Genomic DNA, 23,107 nt, shown 5'->3' with positions numbered 1-23,107 from the left:
CATTATAAAATGGAAAAACTTGGGGCAAAAAGTGAGATATTATGAGCAGCACAAGTCGTATGTTAAATCGAATGGGTGCTTCTTCGTCTACTCAAAATACTTTTAAAGAAGAAAAAACGGCATCTTTGACGGCTACAGAAGCTTCTTTAAAAACAGCTAAACCCAATTTTTCTATGGAAAAACCTGAACCTAATCCTGCTGAAATCTTGGCGAATTGCCTAAGCCCAAGTTTCAAGAAACGTTTGCAGCCAAACGATACTAAGTAATACTGCCATCCTTAGATTTAAGTTTCCACGCTTGCATTACCTTGCCTGCGCGATATACTTTTATTATATATTTGAAAAGGGTTAGGTTATGGCTAGTGGTGGTTTTTCTTCTACAGCTCATTGGCGCGATTCAGCCCGAAGTGCTCGCTTTTTCATGGTAGACGCACGGGCAGCATTTCCAATTTTTCTCTTTCTAATGCACATTCGCATTTGGACCGGGATATTAGTCATCGTATCTGCTTTATTTTTTGGCATACTTGAGCATTATGGATTTACAGTGCCTGTTTTTTTACGCTGGTTAAGGACTTTTTTGGCAGGTCCCATTAGGTCTTCCCAACCCTGGTGGCGCAGATGAAACCTGATATTAGCAAAAGCATGTCTTTAATAGCCGCCAGTTTGAATGCTAAATTTTATTTAAATGACCGTTTTGTCAGTTTTGATGAGGTTTTTGCTTACACTGGTCTTTTACCTGCCATTGCGCGTAGAGCGGATCAATTATGTTCTTTGTGCCTTGGATATGGTTTAGGGATATCATTTGAAGAAGCTGAGGGCTCGCTCTTAGGCTCTCGTGTGGTGTTTGATGATGTAACACCCAACGTTTTGCGTCTCTTGTGTATGACGGATGTGGTTAATGAGCTTATCCAAGGAGGGCCCAGCAAGGATTATACGCCTTTAGACGAGTTAATGTACGACTGACGGCATTAATAAAAATGTAAAAAAATTGCAAATTAAGCTTAATTGCAGATTAAAGTAACCAATATTCTGTTAGTCTACTTCTATGTAGCAGATGTATTTTTCAGGGGGTTTTATGGCTAGCAGCAATCATGAGAAAAGCGTATGGGCTCATCGCCGCGAAACCTTTTTTGCTCAGGATAAATCTGAGCGCATTACTCAGGGATATTTACATGCCGAAGTCGAGGGGCCTGTGCAACAGCTTAAAAATAAAGTTGAGCAGATGGTTGCTTATCGCCCCGCTGCTGTACTTGAAGCAGCGCTAGAAGCTCTGAACCATTTATCAATCAGAATAAAAGAAATTAAAAATGCTGGTCCAGATATGAGTCTTGACAGCAATGCTGCCTCCAAATCCCCCTATGGTGGATTGTCTAAACAAAATTTATCAAGCCTTGGAAAGAACACCGAACCGGCACCGGAATCATCAGAGCCATCTCCGCAAAAGCCTGGATTTTAGCTGTCCAATTTGTATTTCAAAAGAAAAGATAAGCCAATCTGCATACTTGTTGATTGGTGTTATACTCTATAATAAGATGAAAAAAAAATATGCAATTCTTGTTTGATCACATTCATGATCAAATGTTCGATTATAACGTGTGACTAGAACCAACGTAATAAGCATTCCGTATGAAAGATGAATTATCGGCACAACAAGCAGAAGCTGTTTTACAAGCCTTGGATGAAACCCTTGCAAAAGGGCCTTGGGAGGAGTCTAATTTTCTTAGAGTAATTGGTAAAAACTTGCGGGAAATACGCGAAAAATTTGCCCATCATTTGGATTCATCTCAGGATAAAGTAAAAATGGCAGCACATTTGGCTAACCGCATCGCACTACGCAGCGGTCAGCAAGAAATTTTTATTGGTCTTTACTCTGCGGATGGAAATAATATTTATTCTTGGGAGCGAATCGTTGCCAATTTACCAAGACAAATGATTTCTCGTCCAATTTATGCAGAAGAGAAAGACATCAAAGAAATCATCAAAACGAAAGAAAATAAGGTGAATGAAGCTTATGTCTCGATTTATGTGAATCAAAACGATATTCTCCCTTTAGCACCAGACAAAATTCCAAGAGATAAATTAGGTAAACCGTTGCTCTCATTAAAAGATAAATCCTTAAACCTGGATAATATCAATCGCTTTATTCACATATCTGGCATTTATAAGTATGCAGGCGGACGTTTAGTAAAAAGTACTGGGCAAGAAATTGATTAAATAATTTTCAATGTTGACTGTTTCTGGCGGAAATTGCCCTTCAGTGTCGCAAAACCAGGAAATCAGTATATACTTTATTTAGATAATCTTCCTAAAAATCGCACATGGCACAACAAGCACAACAACCCGGCAGTGGTGATAATTCGCTGGCACCCGTATGGATTATGGTGCTTTTATTATTAACGCTATACATAGTTTGGTATGTAGCGCATGAGTATATTGTTGCCTTCATTTTTCATATCAATATTTTGCAAGCAAAACTGGTTAGCTTTCTTACTGGTGGAACGCAGCTTGCCAATGAAATTTATTTAATGCAAACCATTGATCCTGCGACTGTCAAGTGGAATCAATTGATTGATCTTACCCGCAGTGTGGGAAATTACGTGCGCTATCCCATCGCAGCGGTGCTTATCGTTCTGGCATTCTTTCTCTATCGTTCCAATATTACGCTTAAATTTCGAAAAACGTATGATATGCGCTCTTTACGGGCACAAGAACAATACAATTGGCCTGCCATTATGCCTGTGGTAAAAGAAGATTTAGTAGGCATGGATATTAATAAAGGCCCATGGGCAATGGCTTTAACGCCAATGGAGTTTGCGCGCCGGTTCAAATTACTTAAAAAAGAAGATGCCTTACTGGATAATCCTTTGCCTGGCCAGGAAATGACAGCGGGCATTCGGCGTGGGGATGCCAAACGCATTTTTACTCTGCAGCTGGGCCCCTATTGGGATGGTTTTGAACGCTGTCCGCCTCATGCGCAAGCTTTAGCAGCTGTTTTTATGGCAAGAATAAATCGCGACAGAAATTCTGCGGTTAAAATTTTGGAATCCATCGATAGGACTTATGCAGAAGGCAAACCTGATTACAGCGTTGCCATTGCTATACTTAAGAAGTATCAAAATACGGAAATTGTGCAAAGAATTGTGGCAAAACATGCGTATTTATTAACGGTTATGGCTTCTTTGCTGCAGAGCGCACGCGATGACGGAGTAGTGCCTACTTCTGAATTTTTATGGTTAAAACCTGTCGATCGGCGTTTATGGTATATGCTTAATTGTGTAGGCCGGCAAACCCCTTTCGTGGAAGTTGGCGGTCCTTTTGCCCATTGGCGAGCAGAACAAGCCATGGGACGACGTTCTCTGGTGCCTATGATAGACGAGGCGATTAAGGCGCTGGAGATTGCGGTTAAAGAAGTGAAGTTATCGCCTCAAGAATTGCAGGAGTTGCAGCCATGATGCGAGGCATAGATTCACGTCATGAAATTGATCCTACCCTGCTTTTGCGGGATACCCGTACCATTGGGCAGCGTTTGGGTGATTTTTTTTCCGATCCAACCAATGTTTCCATTATCCTGGTTTCGATGGCTGCCGTCGCCTATTATTTATCTGAAGTTGCCTTGGTAACGTTTATTCTAGGTATTTTATCGTTTACTTATACTTTCACACGCAAACAAACTTTGCCGTTTCGTTTGCCAAAAATTGCCCGTGTTAAAGATTACAATGATTTAAAACCCGGTATCAAAAAACCTAATATGGCGAGAGGCATTGCGTTTTTCGGGAATGATCGTAAAACCAATGAAGAATTATGGTTCGCTAATGATGATATGCGTACGCATGCCCTTATTTTCGGCTCAACCGGTAGCGGTAAAACCGAAACGCTGGTTTCCATCGCATTTAATGCTTTAGTGCAGGGAAGTGGTTTTATTTATGTTGATGGAAAAGGGGACAATTCTTTATACGCAAAAGTTTTCTCCATGGTACGCAGCATGGGGCGTGAGGATGATTTATTATTAATTAACTTTATGACGGGTGCCCGCGACATTATTGGTCCGCAGGAAAAACGCTTATCAAACACGTTAAACCCTTTTTGTCAGGGTTCTTCCAGCATGCTTACCCAGCTTGTTGTAAGCTTGATGGGGGGCGCAAGCCAATCCTCGGATGGCGATATGTGGAAAGGCAGGGCGATTGCCTTCGTGGAAGCGCTCATGCGATTGCTGGTCTACATGCGCGATGAGGGCGCCATACTTTTAGATGCTGATACTATCCGTAATTATTTTGATTTGCAGCGGCTTGAAACGATTGTGATCGATAAAATTTTCCCGCGTGATGATCAGGAAAGCATTAATATTGAGTCGATTCCCAAAGTCGTGACTGATCCTTTGCGTAACTATTTAAATACTCTACCTGGATACAACAAAGAAAAAAAAGGCAAGCAAGTTTCGCAAGTATTTGAGCAGCATGGTTTTATTACCATGCAATTGGTAAGGGCTTTTTCATCTCTGGCTGATACCTACGGTCATATTGTGCGTACAAACCTAGCGGAGGTAGATTTTAAAGACGTCGTATTAAACAGAAGAATCCTGGTGGTTTTATTACCCGCACTGGAAAAATCTCCTGATGAATTATCGAACCTAGGCAAAATTATTGTTTCGTCATTAAAAGCGATGATGGCTGCCGGTTTGGGTGAAGAAGTTGAAGGGGATTATCGCGATGTGATCGAGCGAAAGCCGACCAACGCTCCTACGCCATTTATTTGTGTTTTGGATGAATATGGTTATTATGCCGTGCAGGGGTTTGCCGTAGTACCGGCACAGGCACGTTCTCTGGGGTTTTCGGCTATCTTTGCCGGACAAGATTTACCTGCTTTCCAAAAAGCGTCCAAAGAAGAAGCCGCTTCCATTGGTGCAAATACAAACATCAAAATATGTATGAAGCTTGAAGACCCATCTGAAACTTGGGACTTTTTTACCAAAACGGCAGGTGAAGCATACGTTACCAAAGTGGATTCATTCCAGACGAAAGATACGGCAGTAGTCAATAGTTACATGGATACTAAGAGTTCTTCTTTTGAAAGAAGAGCGCGGATTGATTTGCTGGATTTAAAGGATCAAACGGAAGGTGAAGCTCACATCTTTTTCCGTTCTAAAATTGTCCGTGCGCGCATGTTTTATGCAAATCCTAAACCAGTTAAGCAATTAAAATTAAATCAATTCTTAAAAGTAGAGCCGCCGCCTGATGATTATTTGGCAAAATTACAAAAACAATTGTCTGGATTCCAAAATATCGTAAATAGCGGTGATATCAGCATTGATAAAGAAGTCCACAATGAAGAAATTGCTTTAATCAGCAAGACGCTGCGTGAATCAAAAATTGCCGATCCGATTGAACGTGGAGTAGCTGCTTTATTGGCTTTCCATAGCCATAACGAGCCTGAAAAAGTCGAAGAGTTGATTGAAGAAGAAGTTGCTGGAACATTAACCATATTTACTAAACTTCATTATCCGGCAAATGCCCCAGAATTGCTTGTGAAAGATGTTGAACGTTTTGCAAAACCGCTGTTGTCAATTAATGAAACGCGTGATTATATGATGGCGATCGAACGATTAAGCGGTGAAAAAGATAAATTGGCTGGCAGCATTGCCAATGAGCTGATTAAAGACTTCCAAATGGCTACTTCTTATCCACCTACTGAACGCGATATCATCGATGCTCCCGAGTTGACGCAAATTGCTCAATCGCTTTCAGCCCAATTTAGCGAAGCACGAACAAAAGCAAAAAATAAGAGCGAGGAAACCGTATAAATTAGAATTTTCCGCAGGGGATTTCTTGTCCAAATTAAATTCAATATATTGTAATTTTTTGCATAAGCGGGACAAATTTTAACTTATTACTTGTAACGCAATGATTTGTATGTTTTTATTTCTTAGAATAAATTTTCTGATGCTAAATCCCTAACACGAAGTGCAAAGCGGTTGATTTTTGCAAGCAGGTAAAGTTAATGAAAAAAAATAAGCAATGCAACGCAATAAATCAATGGTCATTAACAAATATTCATGCAAGTATCAGCAAGATTCCATTTTTTTTATTAATGCTCGCTTTCGTTTTATTATCGAGCTGTTGGAATCGCCGAGAACCTCCGCTTTCAACTTCTCCAGTTTTACCCTATAAAGTAGCAGGTGCTGCAGATGCTGCTATTATGGCTATGCAAAAGCAATTCAACAAAGCAGGGATTCAAGTGATATCTTTGGGCCAGGATTATTTGATAAGCATCCCTTCCTCGGCTTTATTTGCAAACCATTCGCCACGTTTGTTATGGGAAGGGCATGGCTTGCTCAATGATGTGGCGTGCTACTTGAAGCAATTCCGTAAGATCAGCGTCAATGTTACCGCCTATAGCAATAAATGCGGCTCACCACAGCGGGAGCGCGCACTAACCTTGGCAAGGGCGCGTGCGGTCGGTGATTATTTATGGTCACAGAATATTGATAGCCGTTTCATCTTTACACACGGGTTGGGTAGTGATAAACCTATAGTTGGATTTGACCAGGGTGGTGATCAATCGCCAAATTCAAGAATTGAAATAACTTTCCGAGATGCAGTTGCCTAAGTGGAGAAAAAATGAGTCGAGAAACTTGGAATTTAATTAAGAATTCTAAAGGCTTCTACATCAACACATACCGCCGAGCTGGTAGCGTGCTTTTTTTGTCCATGATTTTAAATTTGCTGCTGACTCTTGCCATTTATTACACTTATTTCAATCGTTCTGAGCCCGATTTTTATGCTTCAAACGGGATAACGCCGCCTGTGCAATTAACGCCTTTGGATAGTCCGAATTACACGTCTGTGCCTTTGCTTGCAGACGATGATCAGGAAAGTGCTGCCAATATAAATAAAACGATACCTCAATAGTAGGAAATATTATGGCTCAAGATGCTTTGACCGCAGTTGCAATGAGAAATGCGTTTTATCGCGATGGTCAACGGAAAATTATACTGGTTTTATTAATTTCTCTGCTTGCAAATTTAGTGCTTGCTTCCATGCTTTTATACATCATTTTGAATCCGCCTGCGCCCAAATATTTTGCAACGAGTATTAACGGCCGGATTACCCCTTTGTTTCCATTAAATCAACCCAACCAATCGGATTCAGCTGTGTTGCAATGGGCGAACCAGGCTGCCATTGCTGCATTTACCTATAACTTTGTCAATTACCGCACTGAATTACAAGCCGCTTCCGGCTTTTTTACTGCGGAAGGTTGGACGCAATTCTTAAATGCTTTGCAAGAATCCAATAACTTGGATGCTGTTAAAGCTAAAAAATTAATCGTGTCAGCAGTAGCAACGAGAGCTCCTATCATTCTGCAGAAAGGAATATTGAATAACCGCTTCTCCTGGCGCGTGCAAATGCCTATTTTGGTGACTTATCAAAGTGCCAGTGAATTTTCTCAACAAAATAATGTGGTCACGATGTTGATTACTCGCATATCCACACTGAATTCGCCCCGAGGCATCGGGATTGCGCAATTTGTAGTGGGGCCCGCCAGTGGAGAGGTGAGTTAATGAGAAGCAAAAAATATATTGTAAAAGCTGTTTTTTTTATTGCTGTATTCTGCTTCTCAATTACTGGTTCCGCTGAGCAGGCGGATTCTGCACAGCAAGCTTTAGAACAATTAAGGATGTTGCAACAGCGTTTATCCACGAGTCCTGAAAGCGAACAAGCAACCGTGGGGCAAGTGGAAACAAATGCCGCAGCAGTTGCCGCCACACCGCGCCCTGCAGCTGCCCCGACAGCTCCACCTCCTGCACCTGCCGCTACTCCTGCAAACAATGCTGAAAGCGATACCGTGACTGCATTAACTCCTGTAGACAAAGAGTCTTTTGACTCCATGGCTTTTGATGAAGTTACCGAACAATTGTTTCCGCTTAATCCGGAACAAATCGTGCGCCTTAAACAAATGCAGCAAACCCAGGAATTTGCTCAAGCCTCACCCGCTGGCACACCTCCGAAACCCACCGCCACGTCACAAATTGTAAATCTTTCTCCTGGTTCAACACCGCCTGTGATTCGTTTATCACAAGGTTTTGTTTCATCTTTGGTGTTTTTGGATTCAACCGGTGCCCCATGGCCTATCAGTGCTTATGATTTGGGGGATCCTTCTTCTTTTAACATTCAATGGGATAAAACGAGTAATACGTTAATGATTCAGGCACTTAAAGTATATACTTACGGAAATCTTGCAGTTCGCCTCCGTGGTTTGAATACACCGGTCATGCTAACGTTAATTCCAGGACAAAAAGCTGTAGACTACCGCGTCGATTTGCGTATTCAAGGATACGGTCCTAATGCAAAGAACATGCCTCTGGAAGTAGGTATTCCACCGGCAGCTAATGATCTTTTATTGAATGTGCTTGATGGGGTTCCGCCTCCCGGCAGTACACGGCTTACCATCAGCGGCGGAGATGCCAGGGCATGGTTGCTAAATGAAAAAATGTATGTGAGAACAAATCTCACGATTTTATCGCCAGGTTGGATAGGGAGTATGACCAGTGCCGATGGTATGCATGCATATGAAATGCAAAAATCGCCGGTTTTATTAGTTTCCTGGCATGGGAAAGTCATGCAGCTTAAGGTAGAAGGGTTATAACATGGCTGGCAGAAAAGAAAACCTCAAAGCGCTTTTTACCAATACTCGTTCGCGTGTAATCATTATTTTTACGGCGATTGTCTTAATCATTGCTGTGGTCATTGGCGTCATCCGATTTACTTCTTTCACAACATCAGAACGGGCCGGGGCGAGGGTTACCGGTGCTCCCACAGGCATTCGCTCCATCCCAGGTTCTCCTGATCCTACGGCGCAATATGCGCATCTGGTGGAAACCCGTAATATCCAGCAAGCGGAAGAAGCACAAAGAAGAGGCAGCAGTGCCATTCCGACCATCATTCGCACGCAAGCTTTTGGTGAGGGTGTTCAGCCGGTAGGGCCGCAACAAGGAGAGGGAGGGGTCGGGTTTTCGACATTGGCTTTGGCGGATAGTGCAGGCGAGCAGCAGCGATTATGGTTGCAGGCATTAAGAGAGAATAATTGCAGCAGGAGCAGTGTCCAGCAAGTAATCAGTGAAGGAGCCAAGTTAAGTGATGTGCGAGGAGCATGCAGTTGCGTGCAACTGAAAGATAATGGCTACCCGCTTACTGATTTGGGACCTGTCTGTAGTTGTAAGGATTTGAAAGCAGCCGGATTTAATGCAAGGCAAATGAAAGAAGCAGGTTTTACTGCAGGCAGGCTGCGTGAATGTGGATTCGATGCATGTTCATTACGCAGCGCCGGTTTTACAGCACAAGAGATGAAAGATGGTGGATTTACCGACGGCGAATTGAAAGGGGCAGGTTTTAGTGATAGCGAAATAGCGCGTGCTAGCGGCTTACCTGATGGAATTTCCGTCTCGGATGTACAAAAAGCCGGGTGCGACGTGGCGGCATTAACCAGATTACGGTCCGCGGGCGTTTCAGCCGGGGCAATTCGGCGGATCAATGGTTGTAGTGCCACCCAATTAAAAGCTGCGGGATTTACTGCACAAGAATTAAAAAATTCCGGCTTTAGTGCAGCAGATTTGAGAAATGCAGGGTTTTCTCCGGCAGATCTTAGACAGGCAGGCTTTTCAGCGCGCGAGTTGCTCAATGCAGGCTTTACTTCGTCTGATTTAAAAGGTGCTGGATATACTCCCGAAGAAATTAATGTGGCCGAAAATGAATTACCACCTGGGATGACGGTGCAATCCATTAAAGAGGCAGGGTGTGATATTGGCGCTTTGAGGCGGGAGCGGCTTGCCGGCGTCAGTGCCAAATTAATACGCCAACAGGCGGGGTGTAGCGCCCGGGCTTTAAAAGCAGCTGGATTTAGCGATGAGGAGTTGGCGCGTGCGGGTTTCACATCGGAACAAATCCGGGCAGCCACGCCACTGGTTGATACTGCAACTATTCGTGCTGCAGGATGTGATCCGATACGTTTGCGTATCTTAGCTGCGCAAGGTGTGGCAGCCAAACGTATTCGCGATTTAAATGGGTGTACTGCAGCAGCACTTCGCGCTGCGGGATATGACGCCAAAGCGCTCACCGATGCTGGGTTTACGCCGCAACAACTACTGGCCGCAGGATTTACGCCAGCTGAAGTGCAAACCGCGCAGGCTGCAGTAGGCGATAATGCCATTCGCAACGCAGGCTGCGATCCGGCCCGCTTGCGTGAATTAGTTGCACAAGGTGTTTCAGCCGAACGAATTCGCAATTTAAATGGATGTACTGCCGCAGCGCTTCGCGCCGCTGGATATGATGCCAAAGCCCTCGCCGAGGCTGGATTTACGCCGCAGCAACTACTGGCTGCTGGTTTTTCGCCTGCTGAAGTACAAGCCACTCAGCCGATTGACGATAATACTATCCGCGCCGCAGGATGTGATCCTAACAAACTGCGGGTCTTAAGTGCTCAGGGTGTTTCAGCCACACGTATTCGTGATTTAAATGGGTGTAATGCCAACGCACTCAGGGCTGCAGGCTACAGTGCCCAAGAGCTGTTGGCTGCAGGATATACGCCGCAGGAATTGTTGACGGCCGGTTTTACGCCTGCAGAAGTGCAAGCCGCCCTTCCTCCTGATCTAAATGCTATTCGAGCAGCGGGTTGTGATCCCGCAAAATTAAGGACGCTATTGTCACAGGCGGTGTCCGCCCGACTTATCCGTGAAACAAATGGATGTACAGCGGAAACATTAAAAGCAGCTGGCTATGATGCAAAAGCACTATCCGATGCAGGGTTTACGCCACAAGAGTTGCTTGCAGCAGGATTTACACCGCAAGAATTAAATCGGGCAGGGTTAAATCCCACAGCTATCCTTGCAGCAGGCAGAACTGCGGGTTGCAGCGTTGAATCTTTGACTGCAGCACGTGCCATGGGAGTGTCTGCCGCCACGATAAAACAAACCCTGGGGTGTACTGCCGAGGCAATGAAGCGGGCTGGCTATACGGCGGCTGAACTGAGAAATGCAGGGTATACGGCGGCTGAATTAAAAAACGCTGGATTCACAGCCGAGCAATTAAAAGCAGCAGGCTTTAGTGCCAGAGATTTAAGAGCCGCAGGATTTACTCCACAACAATTAAGGAATGCGGGCTTTAGCGCAGCTGAACTAAAGGATGCCGGTTTTACTGCTGCTGAGTTAAAAAATGCAGGTTTTAGCGCAGCCGATCTTAAAGCTGCGGGGTTTAACGCAACTGACTTGAAAAACGCAGGCTTTTCCGCAGAAGAATTGCGGCGCGCAGGTTTTTCTGCAAAAGATTTGAAAGATGCAGGCTTTACAGCTGCTCAGTTAAGAAATGCTGGGTTTTCGGCAAAAGAGATGAAGGACGCTGGTTTTACTGCCACGGAATTAAGTAATGCAGGCTTTTCCGCACCTGAATTACAGGCAGCAGGTTTTTCTGCCCAGGAATCATCTGTGGCAGGTTTGCCCGGTGTTGAGTTGCCTCCTGGCTCATCTTCCTCAGTGACTGCGATCCCGAGCATTGCGAGGCCGAGGGGGGAGGCAGCTACAGGGGAGCTTTCCGAAACCAGGCAGCTTCAGGAAATTTTAAAGCGGCAGCAAACGCAGATGGCTGATCAACGCTCGCAGCAAAAATTACAACAAAGAGCCAGTGCCATGCAAGGTGCAGCAAGTGCCTTGTTGCAAGGCTGGCATGCTGTTTCAGTGCAAACTTTTGTCGGAGGGGCTGAGAAGGAAGAAAAAGCAGCCCTGCCAGGTGGGCGAAGGGATGCGTTAGGCTTGCCCATCCATGGCGGTGGTGGCAGTGGCATGGCGGTAACAACTGAAGAAGGACTGGGAGCAGGTTTTGGTGGAGCTGCTAAGCCTGCTATTATTAAAACAGGTGATGTGGTCTTTGCCGTGCTGGATACTTCTATCAATAGTGATGAACCCGGCCCCATTTTAGCGACGATCGTTTCTGGAAGATTAAAGGGTGCCAAATTAATTGGCAGTTTTAATTTGCCCAGTAATGCCGATAAAATGGTCATCAGTTTTAATACCATGTCGGTTCCCGGATCGCCAAAAAGCGTTTCAATTAATGCTTTTGCCATTGATCCGAATACGGCACGTACTGCCCTGGCAAGTTCTGCAAACCATCATTATTTAATGCGCTATGGATCGTTATTTGCTGCAACGTTCCTGGAAGGATTTGGAAATGCATTTCAATCCGCAGGTACTACCATTACTATTGGCGGTACAGGAACTGTACAGCAAACAACGATTCAAAGTGGTATTGGCCGCTCTATTTTAGAAAATGCTGTCATTGGCTTGGCTACCCTGGGTAAAAATTGGGGCCAAGTGGCACAACAACAATTTAATCGACCTACTACTGTGGAAGTGTGTGCAGGAACGGGCGTGGGGATCCTGTTTACGCAGGACGTGAAATCAATTTAATTGATAATAGGTAAGACATGGCTGATACAGGTGGACCTAACGATCAATACAAAGATCAATACAATGATGAGTATCAATTCAATGATTTGGATGCGCTTACTCCTGAGGGGCAAGAAACAGTAACGGAAGAGACTACCGTCAGCAAAAGGCGCAATCTTGCGGGAACAAATATCCGGCGCAATGCATTGATTGTGGTAGGCTTGGTCGTGTTGGCTATGATAATTTACAAATTTTTGGGTTCTTATTTTTCGGAAAGAAGACTTCCCGTTAAAACGGTGACGGCAGTAACTCCCATAACCCCTAAACCCACGCCTGCACCGCAACCCATTGCTCCCACTCCTGTGATACAACCCGCGATGCCTCCTACGCAGACGGTTGATCCGCAAACGGAGCAAAAGCTTTCCGCTTTGGAAGTAAGCCAGCAGAATATGCGCTCTGAAGTTGCTTCCATCAGTAATCAGCTTGGTGGTATAAACTCCAATGTGAATACTTTAGCGAATCAAATCACCCAGCTTAATCAAACTCTTGCTGCACTAAATGCCAAGATTGATGCGCAGGCTCATGAAATTGAAAAATTAATGGCGTATGCTCGTCCCAAAAAAGTTCACCCGGTTGTGCGTAAAATCACCACTGCGCCAAAATATTATATTCAGGCAGTAATTCCAGGACGGGCTTGGTTAATTGCTCAAAATGGAGCTACACTTACTGTAAGAGAAGGAACGGTCGTTCCAGGTTATGGTACGGTAAAATTTATAGATCCACTACAGGGAAGAATAATCACAAGTTCAGGCCAGATAATTAGGTTCAGTCAAGACGATAGTTGAGGTAGCGATGGCTGATTGGAATGCAATAGACTGGATTACCAGTAATGTAGATATTTTGAACAATATTGCCAACTCCTTAAAGCCAGTACAACGTCTTTTAACAGGAGCAGCATATTTAATTGGATTGTCTTTTGCTTTTAAGGCTTTGTACAGCTTAAAAGTATATGGCGAGGCGCGGACAATGATGTCATCAAATGCCAGTATTAAAGAGCCAGTAACTTATTTGTTGGTAGCTGCAATATTTATTTATTTCCCTACCGCGTTTCAAGTGCTCTTAAATACTACATTTGGGTATGCAAATCCGCTTTCCTATTCTGCCATAGGAAGCGAGAATAAAACATTAAATACACTGTTTGGACCAAATAGTTTGGTAGGAAAACCGTTAACCATTATTATTCAAACGATTGGGTTGATTGCATTTATTAGAGGATGGGTGTTAATTTCCCGTTCTGCTTCGCAAGGGCAGCCACCTGGTGGTACAGGGAAAGGAATGATGCACGTGTTTGGTGGAATTTTAGCGATGAACATTGTAGGAACATTGCAAATCATTAATAATACTTTATATGGCACAAGTTGAAGGCTTTTTAAAAGGGGGGAATAAACGTGAAAAACGCATTAAGAACAATATTAAAGAAAAGTTGGGTTGGTTTTGCCACCTTAGCTTTGTTGCTGTTCACAGGGGCAGCCGCAGCAGCTGTAACAACGGTTGGAGGCATGGCGGATCAGATCGTCGGCTCCTTTACCAGCCTTGCCAAGCTAATTACCGCTGGTTCTTATATCGCCGGTTTGGGATTTTCGATTGGGGCCATTATGAAGTTTAAACAACATAAAGATAACCCAACCCAAATCCCAATTGGTACACCAATTGCCTTGGTATTTATTGCCGCGGCACTGTTATTTTTACCAACCGTATTAGGTGTTGCCGGTGGTACCATCTTCCAGGGCGGTGAAGTTGCTGGCCCAACCGGTAGCATTTATGGTGTTGATGGCGGCGGCGAATAAAACCGTTATAGAATTGCACTCCAGAGTTTCCTCTGGAGTGTTTGCTTTTACATTTTCGTGAGCTTGACCCATGCGGACTGAAAAACGCAACGAGTTAAAATTAACTGCAAGTCCAGGCTCATGGCGCTTATATTCCGCCAGAAAAGCTGATCCGCGCTTTAAAACCTTTGAACAAAAAGTTTTGCAACGTGATCGCTATACTTGTCAGTTTTGCGGTTTCCAGGCAAAACTGTACCAGGAAGTCATTAATCTTGATGGGGACTATACCAATAACCATCTAGCCAATTTGCTAACCGCTTGCTGTTTTTGTTCTCAATGTTTTTTTATAGAATCCGTAGGAGTTGGAGGTTATGGCGGCGGAAATCTAATTTACCTGCCTGAACTGTCGCAGGCAGAATTAAATAGTTTATGCCATGTGTTATTTTGTGCGATTACCAATGATACAGGTTATAAAAATACTGCCCAAACCATTTACCGCAGTTTTAAGTTCCGCTCACAAATTGTGGAAGATAAATTTGGAGAAGGTACGAGTGATCCTGCTATGTTTGGGCACTTATTGATTGATTCTGGTCATATTGCGGATGAAATTTCTGAAAAAGTATTTAAAAACATTCGCTTATTACCCTCCAGGGCTAAATTTAGAAAACAAATTGAACATTGGGCTGCAAGTGCGTTGGCAGAAATTGCAGAAGGATAATACGGACAATTCATAATGCTAAATGGCCTGCTTTCGGGCTTTTTTGATCATGAGGATAGAGCATGGGTACATGGGCAGAATCTTTTTTTGAAGGCGTGGATACTTTTTTTGCCTGGCTCAGTACGTCCTTAAAGCAGACGACCGAATCTTATTGCGAGTTAGAAACAGCAGACAGTCCTACCGTATTGGTTAATCATGACGGTTCATTGCTTTCCATTTTACAGGTAGAAGGCGTAACGGCTTTGGTAGGTGCAGACGAGTTTGAGAGATTAGTAGAAGGATTAACCAATACCTTTCAAGCAGCCATGGGCAGGCCTGGGCATGCGCTACAAGTTTATTTCAGCCATGATAAACAAAACATTCGAAAGCTCATTCAAGACATTTATGCTCCTGCCGAAGCTACTTCAAAGCGCCTTGAATTCAATCTTGGTGACCTCTTTGAGGAAAGGGTGAATTTTTTATCGCAATATTGTGCAGAAGAACGCGTTTATTTTGTACTTTACACTCGCCCTTTTAATTTGCCCAAAGATCAATTAAAAGCAGCTAATAAAGCCAAACTTAAGATGATTCAGGAGAAAAAAGCACCTTCATTTAAAAATTCGCAAACCATTTACGCAGCGATTCCTGAATTACGTGACACCCATAGTGCGTATGTACGCTCGGTGCAAAATGAATTGGATTCTTTAAACATCATGGCCAGATTACTGGAAGTTCATGATGCTATACATGCCATACGCATGACGGCTGATCCTGATTTCACTGCAGATGATTGGCATGCCAGTTTACCCGGGGACAAGTTGCCAGTTCGCGAAATTAATAATTTTGAAGGCGATGCCTCAGATTTGCTCTGGCCTTCGTTGGCTAAACAGGTAATTCCCCGCGATGCGGAAATTATCGATCGCCGCACGGTTCAGGTAGGCGATAAAATTTATTCCTGCACTTACATCGATCTTTTTCCAAAGGATTTCCGCCCTTTTTTAGCGTTATTTTCACGAATCCTTCCTACCCATATTCCCTGGAGAATCTCATTTCTGCTGGAAAGTGAAGGATTGGAAACCATTAAACTCAAAGGTTTGCTGGCTTCAATTTTGAGTTTTTCCTCTGCCCAAAATCGTTTAATAAGCGATTCAGTCAATTTACTAAAGTATCTAAAAATTAATACAGACGAGGCACTCATTCGCCTGCGTGTGGTGGCCACCACCTGGGCGCCTGCCGATAACCTGCCGTTATTGCGCCGCCGTAGTTCTGAATTGATTAAAGCGGTAGAAGGGTGGGGTTCTACCGATGTATCGGAGGTGAGCGGGGATCCTTTTGCTGGATTTGTTTCCGGTATGTTGGCTGCAACTACGAATAGTGTTGCCGTGCCTTCTGTAGCCCCTCTTTCCGACGTAGTGGCTATGCTGCCTATTACAAGACCCGCTTCTCCCTGGCGTACTGGGGCCTTATTGTATCGCTCTCCGGACGGCAAACCTTGGCCTTTTCAGCCCGGTTCGAATCAACAAACCACTTGGATTGACCTGGTATACGCTCGTCCAGGCTCTGGTAAATCGGTATTATCCAATGCGCAAAACCTGGCTTTATGTTTGTCAGGAGGGTTAACCCGCTTACCAAGAATTGCCATTATTGATATCGGCCCTTCTAGCAGCGGGTTAATTTCCCTGCTTAAAGAGGCGTTGCCTGCCGCAAAAAGGCATTTGGTTGCCTATCATCGCCTGCGCATGACACCAGAATATTCAATAAACCCTTTCGACACACAATTAGGGTGCCGATTTCCTACGGCATTAGAGCGCTCTTTCCTGGTAAATTTTTTAACTTTATTGACAACGCCTCTCGGTGCTACAAAACCTTATGACGGCATGGCAGATTTGAATGGTATGGTGGTTGATGAGCTTTATAAAAGCTTGTCGGATGAGTTTAATCCAACCCCTTATACTCCGGGCGTTGAAGAGTTTATAGATAGTATTTTGGAGGAAATAGGGTTTGTGCGAGATTCCAAATCGACATGGTGGGAAGTTACAGACGCTCTTTATTCTGCAGGCTTTGTACACGAAGCTATGCTGGCACAACGTTATGCTATGCCGTTACTTGCAGACGCTGCAGCTATTTGTCGTACGCCATCGATAGAGGATTTATATGGAAAAATTACGGCACCAACGGGTGAATCCTTGATTAGTTCGTTTTCGCGTATGGTTTCCGGAGCTGTACGGGAATACCCGATTTTATCCAGAGTGACTGCTTTTGATATTGGTGATGCACGTATCGTTTCCTTGGACCTAGATGAAGTAGCAAAAAGCGGAGGGGATGCTGCGGATAGGCAAACGTCTGTTATGTACATGCTGGCGCGTTATGTACTGGCGCGACATTATTATCTAACCGATGAAAGTTTAAGCAGCATTCCTCAGCAATATCAAGCGTATCATAAAGAGCGGATTGCCGAGATCCGCGAAGATCCCAAGCGAATTGTTTATGATGAATTTCATCGCACTTCAAAATCAGCTGCAGTGCGTGATCAAGTGATTATTGACATGCGGGAAGGGCGGAAATGGAAGGTACAAATTTCTTTGTTGTCTCAATCCGTTGATGATTTTGATCCGGTGATGATAGAATTTGCGACATCCATTTATATTATGGATGCCGGGCCATCGCAGGCAATTGAGAAAACCACCAAAATTTTCGGGCTTTCTGATACCGCAAAAACAGCTTTAAGAACACGGGTGCATGGGCCTCGTGAAGGCGGGGCAACTTTTCTTGCGCAGTTCGCTACCAAAAGCGGCGTCAATGTGCAATTGTTGACATTGACTTTAGGTCCTATTGAATTATGGGCATTCAGTACCACCGCGGAAGATGCCACTGTGCGCAATCAGCTGTATAGGCATCTTGGCCCTGCCGAGGCAAGACGTTTTCTTGCCTCGTTATTTCCAAATGGTACTGTAACCAAAGAACTGGCTGCACGCCTTGACGTTTTAAAAGCGGAAGGTGGGTTTATAGAAGAAGAAGGCAAAGTCAGTGTACTTGAAGAATTGGTTAGAGACATTCTCGAAACTTATTCTCGCGATCCCAATAGTAAAACATTGCCTCCGCACCGAGGTTAAAGCTTGCCTGCACCATTTTACTGTTAAGACACCAAGTTTGTTCATCAAGCCATGTGGATTGCTTGAGAGCAACGGATAAATTGTTTTAATAATTTTCACCCAGTTGAATTATTATGCAGGTTACTGTATGATACGCTTTGGTTAAATTGTTGCTAAAGGATAAACATGGGGTTGCCCGAAGTTCTTCACAAATTGAGCCGTCTTTTCCTGGCTGGTTTTGCCTTAGTTGCCAGCCCATTCGTGCGTTTGGGTGCATTATTACTTTCTACAGCTCTGGCGATTCCTATAGCAGCGGTCATTATTCTTATTGTTTCATTCGTTGTGGGCGCGAAGACTTTTGAGTTGGTTCCCTCCTATGTCGCCTCTGCATTGGTCGCGGCAGGCACAGCAGCGGTATTGACCCTGCTTGCTGCAGCAATCACTCCGGTAGTGCTTTTTTTTGCTTTATGTGAAGTGATAATCTCCCCTATTAAGGGCGCTCGGGCAGCATGGGAGGGTGGCCTGGAGGGCTGGTATGATTATGCATTTCGGTTATTTTTCTTTTCTTTCTTTTCAAGTAGTGATGCACCAGAGGCAATGGATGAAGATCTAATACAGCGAAGGTTCCAATATGCCGATGCAGATCAAATGCAGCAACTGCTGTCCATGCTCCAAGCCGCTCAAGAAAATACTTATACTAATCCCATAGAACCGCAGCAATTTGCAGCTTTAGAGTTAAGCCAGGAAGAATTAAACGAAATCATAAAAAACTCTGCCCCATTATTAACCCCTCAAGAAACGCAACAGCTCGCGCAAAAAGACAGCCGCGAAATTGCCGATTTACTACAAAAATACCAAGACATGCTTGAACGGTTAAATGGCAACTGTACGATAGACTTAGAGAAGCCTGCACCGGAAAACGCAGTGGTGCTGGTAAAGCAATATTTTAAGGATTCAGCATGGCTGCCTGTTCCTGGGAGGTCGCAAATTTTTAATAAACAATCCTTGCAAACTTACTGCACTTCGGCTAATGCGACGCACCCACTTACCCGGGAAAATTTGTTAGAGCCTACTCCATATAAAGTGGATACAGAAACTTATCATACGCGTTATGTATTTCATAACTATTATTACTCCCCGCAAGCTTCATCGCCGACAATCATTAGCCAAGAGATAAGTATGATGGCGGCCAAGCTGCGGGATTGTCTAACTACGTCACCAAAACCTGCCCAGGTAACAATTCATTCGGGAAGTCAGCAAGCAATGTTTACTCCTGCCAATATCTGATTAAACGATTGCTTCCGGTAAGGTAAATCCATTTAATATCCCCGGGATGAATGGATTTACCTGGTTTTGCGTTCTTAACAAATAGCGCCCGGAATTGCCGTTTATATCAAATAAAATTTGTAAGCTGGAACTGTCTTGTTCGCTAACCAGTACGTTTACTTTTTGCAGAATTTTAAAAAATGCCCAAGGTCCCGTTTCGTTTAACTCGAAATGGTTTCCTTCGATGGAGTTTAATACAAGCTTGGCATCCGCTTCAGGCCAGGAAAAATGCGTTGTAGATTCAGAGTTCTGATCATCGTAAAGTTTCGTGTGGCCAACTTTCAATGCCAGATTAGCAACGATTGGATCGAGGCTAATTTTTTGTAAGCTAAAGTCAATTTTACTTGTGGCGCTTTGTTCTGGGAAGAACATGTTGGTGATGACATTGGCGCGGATTAATTCATTAATATTTTCCGCTGCAATAGGCAATACATAACCATTTAATTCTTTGGGCTGCCATTGAGCACGTGAAGTATCAAGATAAGGTTTTATATAATAATCCAAAAATTGATTTAAAATTCCTTGCCTTGCAAAAAAGCGCTCAAAGTCGGCTATGGCAACCTCTTGTGGTTGCATGGGATCGAAAGGATAACGTTGGGCGATTTGATATTGATAATTTTGATAAACCGTTTGCTGCCATTGCTGGTTAATATATTGCCTGCTGTCATTAATGAGGATAAACCAGGCATCGTCCGCAATTTGTTTTACCCAGTTTGCTACCGGTTCCGGCAACTGCTGGGCACGGGAATAAAGAACACTCAACGGATTGGAAACTGTATCATCCAGGAAGCGAGATCGTGTTAAAGTGAACGCGGTCTTGCCCTTATCGTTAACCACGGACAAAGTAGCCAGAAATTTTTGCAGTTCATTGAGATTTATTCCTAAGTCTTGTATGGCAGATTGGCTTAGCAAACTAAGCTCGGTAAATTTACTGGCAATTTCCTGGTTAAAAAGGGTAGAGCTGTTTGCAAGTTCAGGGGTAGTTTGTTGCTGAATAAAATCAATTAGCTTAGGAATTGCACCGGATTGGTGCAATAACAAGGTTTGTTCCCGAGCTTGCTGATAATCCTGAAAATGAACCGGCATGGAGCGGCGCATGAAATTCTGCCACCAGGAGACGTATTCATAACAATAAGCTTGTTGCAATACTGTTTGTAAATCGAATACATCTTGGCGCGCTAATACCCAGTTATCTTCGTGAAGTTTCCTGCTAATTTCTGGCAAGTTGCTGATGATATTTTGAAATCCTGCTTTGGTGAGATAAACAGGCAATTCTTGTTGTGGTAGCGTAAAGCCTGGAATTGCGATGGCTTGTTTTTCTTGCGGAAAATGGTGTTTTGCCAGCGAATAATATAAATAACTCATTGGCAAGGCATTTAAGTAATTGCGGACATCGCTGACAATTTGTGCATTGATGCTTATGGGCTGAAAAGGTTGTTGCCCAATGCGTTTCAGCAAGCTCATCTTTTTTTGCACTTGTTCGGGCGCTTCTTTATTCCATGCTTGGTTAAACCATCCCATAACCTCAGGTTGAGAAAATTTTTGCGCATCGCCAAGCATTAGATAGATGCGCAAAGCTTGATAGCGGTCATATTGTGAAGCATTGACGTCAGTCATGTGCTGTTCAATTTCAGCAAGCAGTGCTGGCAGAAAATTACCTTGTAAATTCTGCTTGGTATTGCTTTGCAATTGTGTTTTTAAAAGTTGTACTGTGGGTAATGCAATATGGGATGAAATTTTTTCCAGGGAATTGGATGCTTTGGCTAAATGGTATAAAGCTGGGGCGGCATTAGAATTTTTTTGCCCACGCATGGTTTCATACATTAACAATTCTTTGCTTGCTTCATCCAACAATTGCGAAGATTTTAAATATTGATGTGCAACCCAAATAAGCGATATTCCTACGGCACCTGATAAACTTGCCATAAGCCACTTATGCGGGACAGTAACCGCTGGAACAAAACGCCGGGTTTGTTGCTGAAATGCCTGCAGCATCCCATCGATAAAATAAGCGCGATAATTTAGGGATTGTGGGTATTTATCTTGCACTGCGAGCGTATATTCATGTTGAATTTTTTTATTTAATCGATCAAGGCTCACCCCGCCTTGTTCAGCACTGGTGAAATAAAGCGCCTGTAGGTTAAAAAAACGAGGCGATGTATTTAAAATTAAAAGCTGCAGCGCACCTCGCAAACTTGCCAATTGTAGGGGAAATTCGCGGATAAGCGTTCTTTTAAGGCTGGAGCGTGCCGGATGCATTTTACTGATAACTTGTTGCCCTAGCATTTCTATTAAATGCTCAAATTGGCTGTTGAATGCCTCAAGCAATTTTTCCCGTTGCATGCTACTGAAAATGGAGAAGCCAAGCGGTTTTTTCAGTTCAGATTCATGTTCATACTGGAAGAATTCAGCAAACCCGGCTAAAGCATCCAGTTTGGTAAGAATAAGCCCTGCATCAATGCGATACCCGAGGCTTTGGCCAAAACGATGCAGCAATTGCGTATGGCTTTTTATTTGTTCAGCAACTTGGCTTGGCTCGGCAGCAAATAAATCATTGACGTCTACACAAAGTAATAAGCCGCTGATCTTAAGAGCTCGGTGGCAGCGATTTAACTGTTTGAGGGTATGTTGCAGAGGGTTGGTACTTTGGTTTAACCACGTCTCGCCCAGTTCGACAATAACTCCTTGTTGATTGTAATAAATATCCGCACTGCGTTCCGCATCGACCATAACATGTTGGAGCTGGCTTTGCCGCAATAAAGCAGTTTTTCCCTGATTTATTTTTCCTGTCAATAATAAAAAGGAGAGTGCATTATTTTGCGGTTTTAATTGCCCGATAATTTTTTTTAAGGCGTGGCATAAAGCAGACAACGATTTATCCATTAATTATCCATATTGGTAAGTACAGTATGATCAAGCAAGAGGGTTTTGGCTTTGTGATCCAAGAGCGTATGGCTAAGAAAATAAATCGAAATCAATAAGCCCAGAGAAAATAGCGCAGCAATCAATAGATATTTATTGCTTTTGGGTTCCGCTATGGTATTCGCTTGTTCTTTGAACAGTTTGTGCGGTTTGTTCACACGGTTTTGTTGGATCAGCTGAAATAATTCTTCGATTAAATTATCCAGGGTTTGACGGCCGTCAGCGCGCAAGTGCTGCTCGCCCTCAAATCCGGCAATAAGGCAATAGTAAGCCAGTTCAAGTAAATCCAAATATTGGCTGCTGCGTTCTTTGATGAAATTAACAATGTCAAAAAAACGCCGCTGCGGACCTGTTTCGTCATGGGAGGAAGGGGTAAATGCCTTAAATTCGGCGGGGGTTTTATACAAGCGTAGATAATTTTTACCTAACAATTCATCGATGGTGGCACTTAGTAGGTAATGAGCAATGACGACAAATTCTTCGGAGTAATTTTGCCCAAGAAGGCGACTATTAAAAGCCAATAATTCATGTTCGATGTTGTCGCGGATATTATGGATGGGAGGTAGGGTAGGGCTAATGCACAAGCGTTCAAGTAAAGACAGCAAAGGTCCTGCCGCTGCCACCAATGGATTGGAGGTAGAAGAAGCGATGAATAACTTTGAACGATAATAACCTTTAGGAACGAGGTGCTTCTCAGCGATGGAAAATCGGCTTACAAGAGAAGCCGAATAGAATTCGGCTGTCATGGTTCTACTCCAAATAGCATCATAATTCCGGCAAAGATTCCAAGATAATACGTTATTAATTTGCCATTTTGA

Annotated in this window: 20 protein-coding genes; 18 read left to right on the top strand and 2 right to left on the bottom strand. The window is 43.6% G+C overall.

Annotated features, from left to right (window positions below; translation table 11 throughout):
• Positions 1-41: 41 nt before the first annotated feature.
• From NKV53_RS02285 to NKV53_RS02200, 18 genes are all read left to right on the top strand, one after another.
• Positions 42-266, top strand: coding sequence for a hypothetical protein (locus NKV53_RS02285; RefSeq protein WP_126954018.1), 225 nt, complete (start codon positions 42-44; stop codon positions 264-266).
• An 88-nt stretch (positions 267-354) separates the two neighbouring features.
• Positions 355-621, top strand: coding sequence for an IcmT/TraK family protein (icmT, locus tag NKV53_RS02280; RefSeq protein WP_126954019.1), 267 nt, complete (start codon positions 355-357; stop codon positions 619-621).
• Positions 618-962, top strand: a complete 345-nt coding sequence (locus NKV53_RS02275) for a type IV secretion IcmS family protein (protein ID WP_126954020.1) — start codon at positions 618-620, stop codon at positions 960-962. Before icmT ends, NKV53_RS02275 begins: the two co-directional genes overlap by 4 nt.
• 112 nt (positions 963-1,074) lie before the next feature.
• Positions 1,075-1,455, top strand: coding sequence for a hypothetical protein (locus NKV53_RS02270; protein ID WP_126954021.1), 381 nt, complete (start codon positions 1,075-1,077; stop codon positions 1,453-1,455).
• Between the two features lie 170 nt (positions 1,456-1,625).
• Positions 1,626-2,213, top strand: coding sequence for a Dot/Icm secretion system protein IcmQ (icmQ, locus tag NKV53_RS02265; RefSeq protein WP_126954022.1), 588 nt, complete (start codon positions 1,626-1,628; stop codon positions 2,211-2,213).
• A gap of 104 nt (positions 2,214-2,317) precedes the next feature.
• Positions 2,318-3,451, top strand: coding sequence for a type IVB secretion system coupling complex protein DotM/IcmP (gene icmP, locus NKV53_RS02260; protein ID WP_126954023.1), 1,134 nt, complete (start codon positions 2,318-2,320; stop codon positions 3,449-3,451).
• Positions 3,448-5,796 carry a TraM recognition domain-containing protein gene (locus NKV53_RS02255; protein WP_127032372.1) on the top strand — a complete coding sequence of 783 codons (2,349 nt, stop codon included), beginning with the start codon at positions 3,448-3,450 and terminating at the stop codon, positions 5,794-5,796. Before icmP ends, NKV53_RS02255 begins: the two co-directional genes overlap by 4 nt.
• A 287-nt stretch (positions 5,797-6,083) precedes the next feature.
• Positions 6,084-6,602, top strand: a complete 519-nt coding sequence (icmN, locus tag NKV53_RS02250; RefSeq protein ID WP_126954042.1) for a type IVB secretion system protein IcmN/DotK — start codon at positions 6,084-6,086, stop codon at positions 6,600-6,602.
• Between the two features lie 11 nt (positions 6,603-6,613).
• A complete protein-coding gene (gene icmM / locus NKV53_RS02245) occupies positions 6,614-6,904 on the top strand; it encodes a type IVB secretion system protein IcmM/DotJ (RefSeq protein WP_126954025.1) in 291 nt (96 codons plus the stop codon).
• An 11-nt stretch (positions 6,905-6,915) separates the two neighbouring features.
• The gene (locus NKV53_RS02240) at positions 6,916-7,554 is read left to right on the top strand and encodes a type IVB secretion system apparatus protein IcmL/DotI (RefSeq protein ID WP_126954026.1); all 639 of its coding nucleotides are present in this window, start codon (positions 6,916-6,918) and stop codon (positions 7,552-7,554) included.
• Positions 7,554-8,639, top strand: coding sequence for a DotH/IcmK family type IV secretion protein (locus tag NKV53_RS02235; RefSeq protein WP_126954027.1), 1,086 nt, complete (start codon positions 7,554-7,556; stop codon positions 8,637-8,639). Before NKV53_RS02240 ends, NKV53_RS02235 begins: the two co-directional genes overlap by 1 nt.
• Before the next feature lies 1 nt (position 8,640).
• Entirely contained in the window at positions 8,641-12,447 is a 3,807-nt protein-coding gene (gene dotG, locus NKV53_RS02230; RefSeq protein WP_127032374.1) for a type IVB secretion system protein DotG/IcmE, read from the top strand.
• 17 nt (positions 12,448-12,464) lie between these two features.
• A complete protein-coding gene (gene icmG / locus NKV53_RS02225; RefSeq protein WP_127032375.1) occupies positions 12,465-13,271 on the top strand; it encodes a type IVB secretion system protein IcmG/DotF in 807 nt (268 codons plus the stop codon).
• 7 nt (positions 13,272-13,278) lie between these two features.
• Positions 13,279-13,848 (top strand): type IV secretion protein IcmC, encoded by a 570-nt coding sequence (locus tag NKV53_RS02220; RefSeq protein WP_127032376.1) that lies wholly within the window; start codon positions 13,279-13,281, stop codon positions 13,846-13,848.
• A gap of 20 nt (positions 13,849-13,868) precedes the next feature.
• Positions 13,869-14,273, top strand: a complete 405-nt coding sequence (locus NKV53_RS02215) for a type IV secretion protein IcmD (RefSeq protein ID WP_371923165.1) — start codon at positions 13,869-13,871, stop codon at positions 14,271-14,273.
• Between the two features lie 70 nt (positions 14,274-14,343).
• Positions 14,344-14,970, top strand: a complete 627-nt coding sequence (gene icmJ / locus NKV53_RS02210; protein ID WP_126954031.1) for a type IVB secretion system protein IcmJDotN — start codon at positions 14,344-14,346, stop codon at positions 14,968-14,970.
• A gap of 62 nt (positions 14,971-15,032) precedes the next feature.
• On the top strand, positions 15,033-18,062 hold the full coding sequence (locus NKV53_RS02205; RefSeq protein ID WP_126954032.1) for a type IV secretion protein IcmB: 3,030 nt from the start codon (positions 15,033-15,035) through the stop codon (positions 18,060-18,062).
• 165 nt (positions 18,063-18,227) lie between these two features.
• Positions 18,228-19,328, top strand: coding sequence for a hypothetical protein (locus NKV53_RS02200; protein WP_127057041.1), 1,101 nt, complete (start codon positions 18,228-18,230; stop codon positions 19,326-19,328).
• Here the strand turns inward: NKV53_RS02200 and icmF are convergent, their stop codons facing one another.
• Both icmF and icmH read right to left on the bottom strand, forming a co-directional pair.
• A complete protein-coding gene (gene icmF / locus NKV53_RS02195; protein WP_253350626.1) occupies positions 19,329-22,250 on the bottom strand; it encodes a type IVB secretion system protein IcmF in 2,922 nt (973 codons plus the stop codon).
• A complete protein-coding gene (gene icmH, locus NKV53_RS02190) occupies positions 22,250-23,035 on the bottom strand; it encodes a type IVB secretion system protein IcmH/DotU (protein WP_127032378.1) in 786 nt (261 codons plus the stop codon). The genes icmF and icmH overlap by 1 nt, the downstream gene beginning before the upstream one ends.
• Positions 23,036-23,107 lie beyond the last annotated feature (72 nt).

The organism is Legionella sp. 27cVA30 (assembly GCF_024160945.1).
Taxonomy (GTDB): Bacteria; Pseudomonadota; Gammaproteobacteria; order Legionellales; family Legionellaceae; genus Legionella_A; species Legionella_A septentrionalis.
The sequence above is the reverse complement of the archived record's forward strand: the minus strand, read 5'-3'. Positions and strand labels throughout refer to the sequence as shown.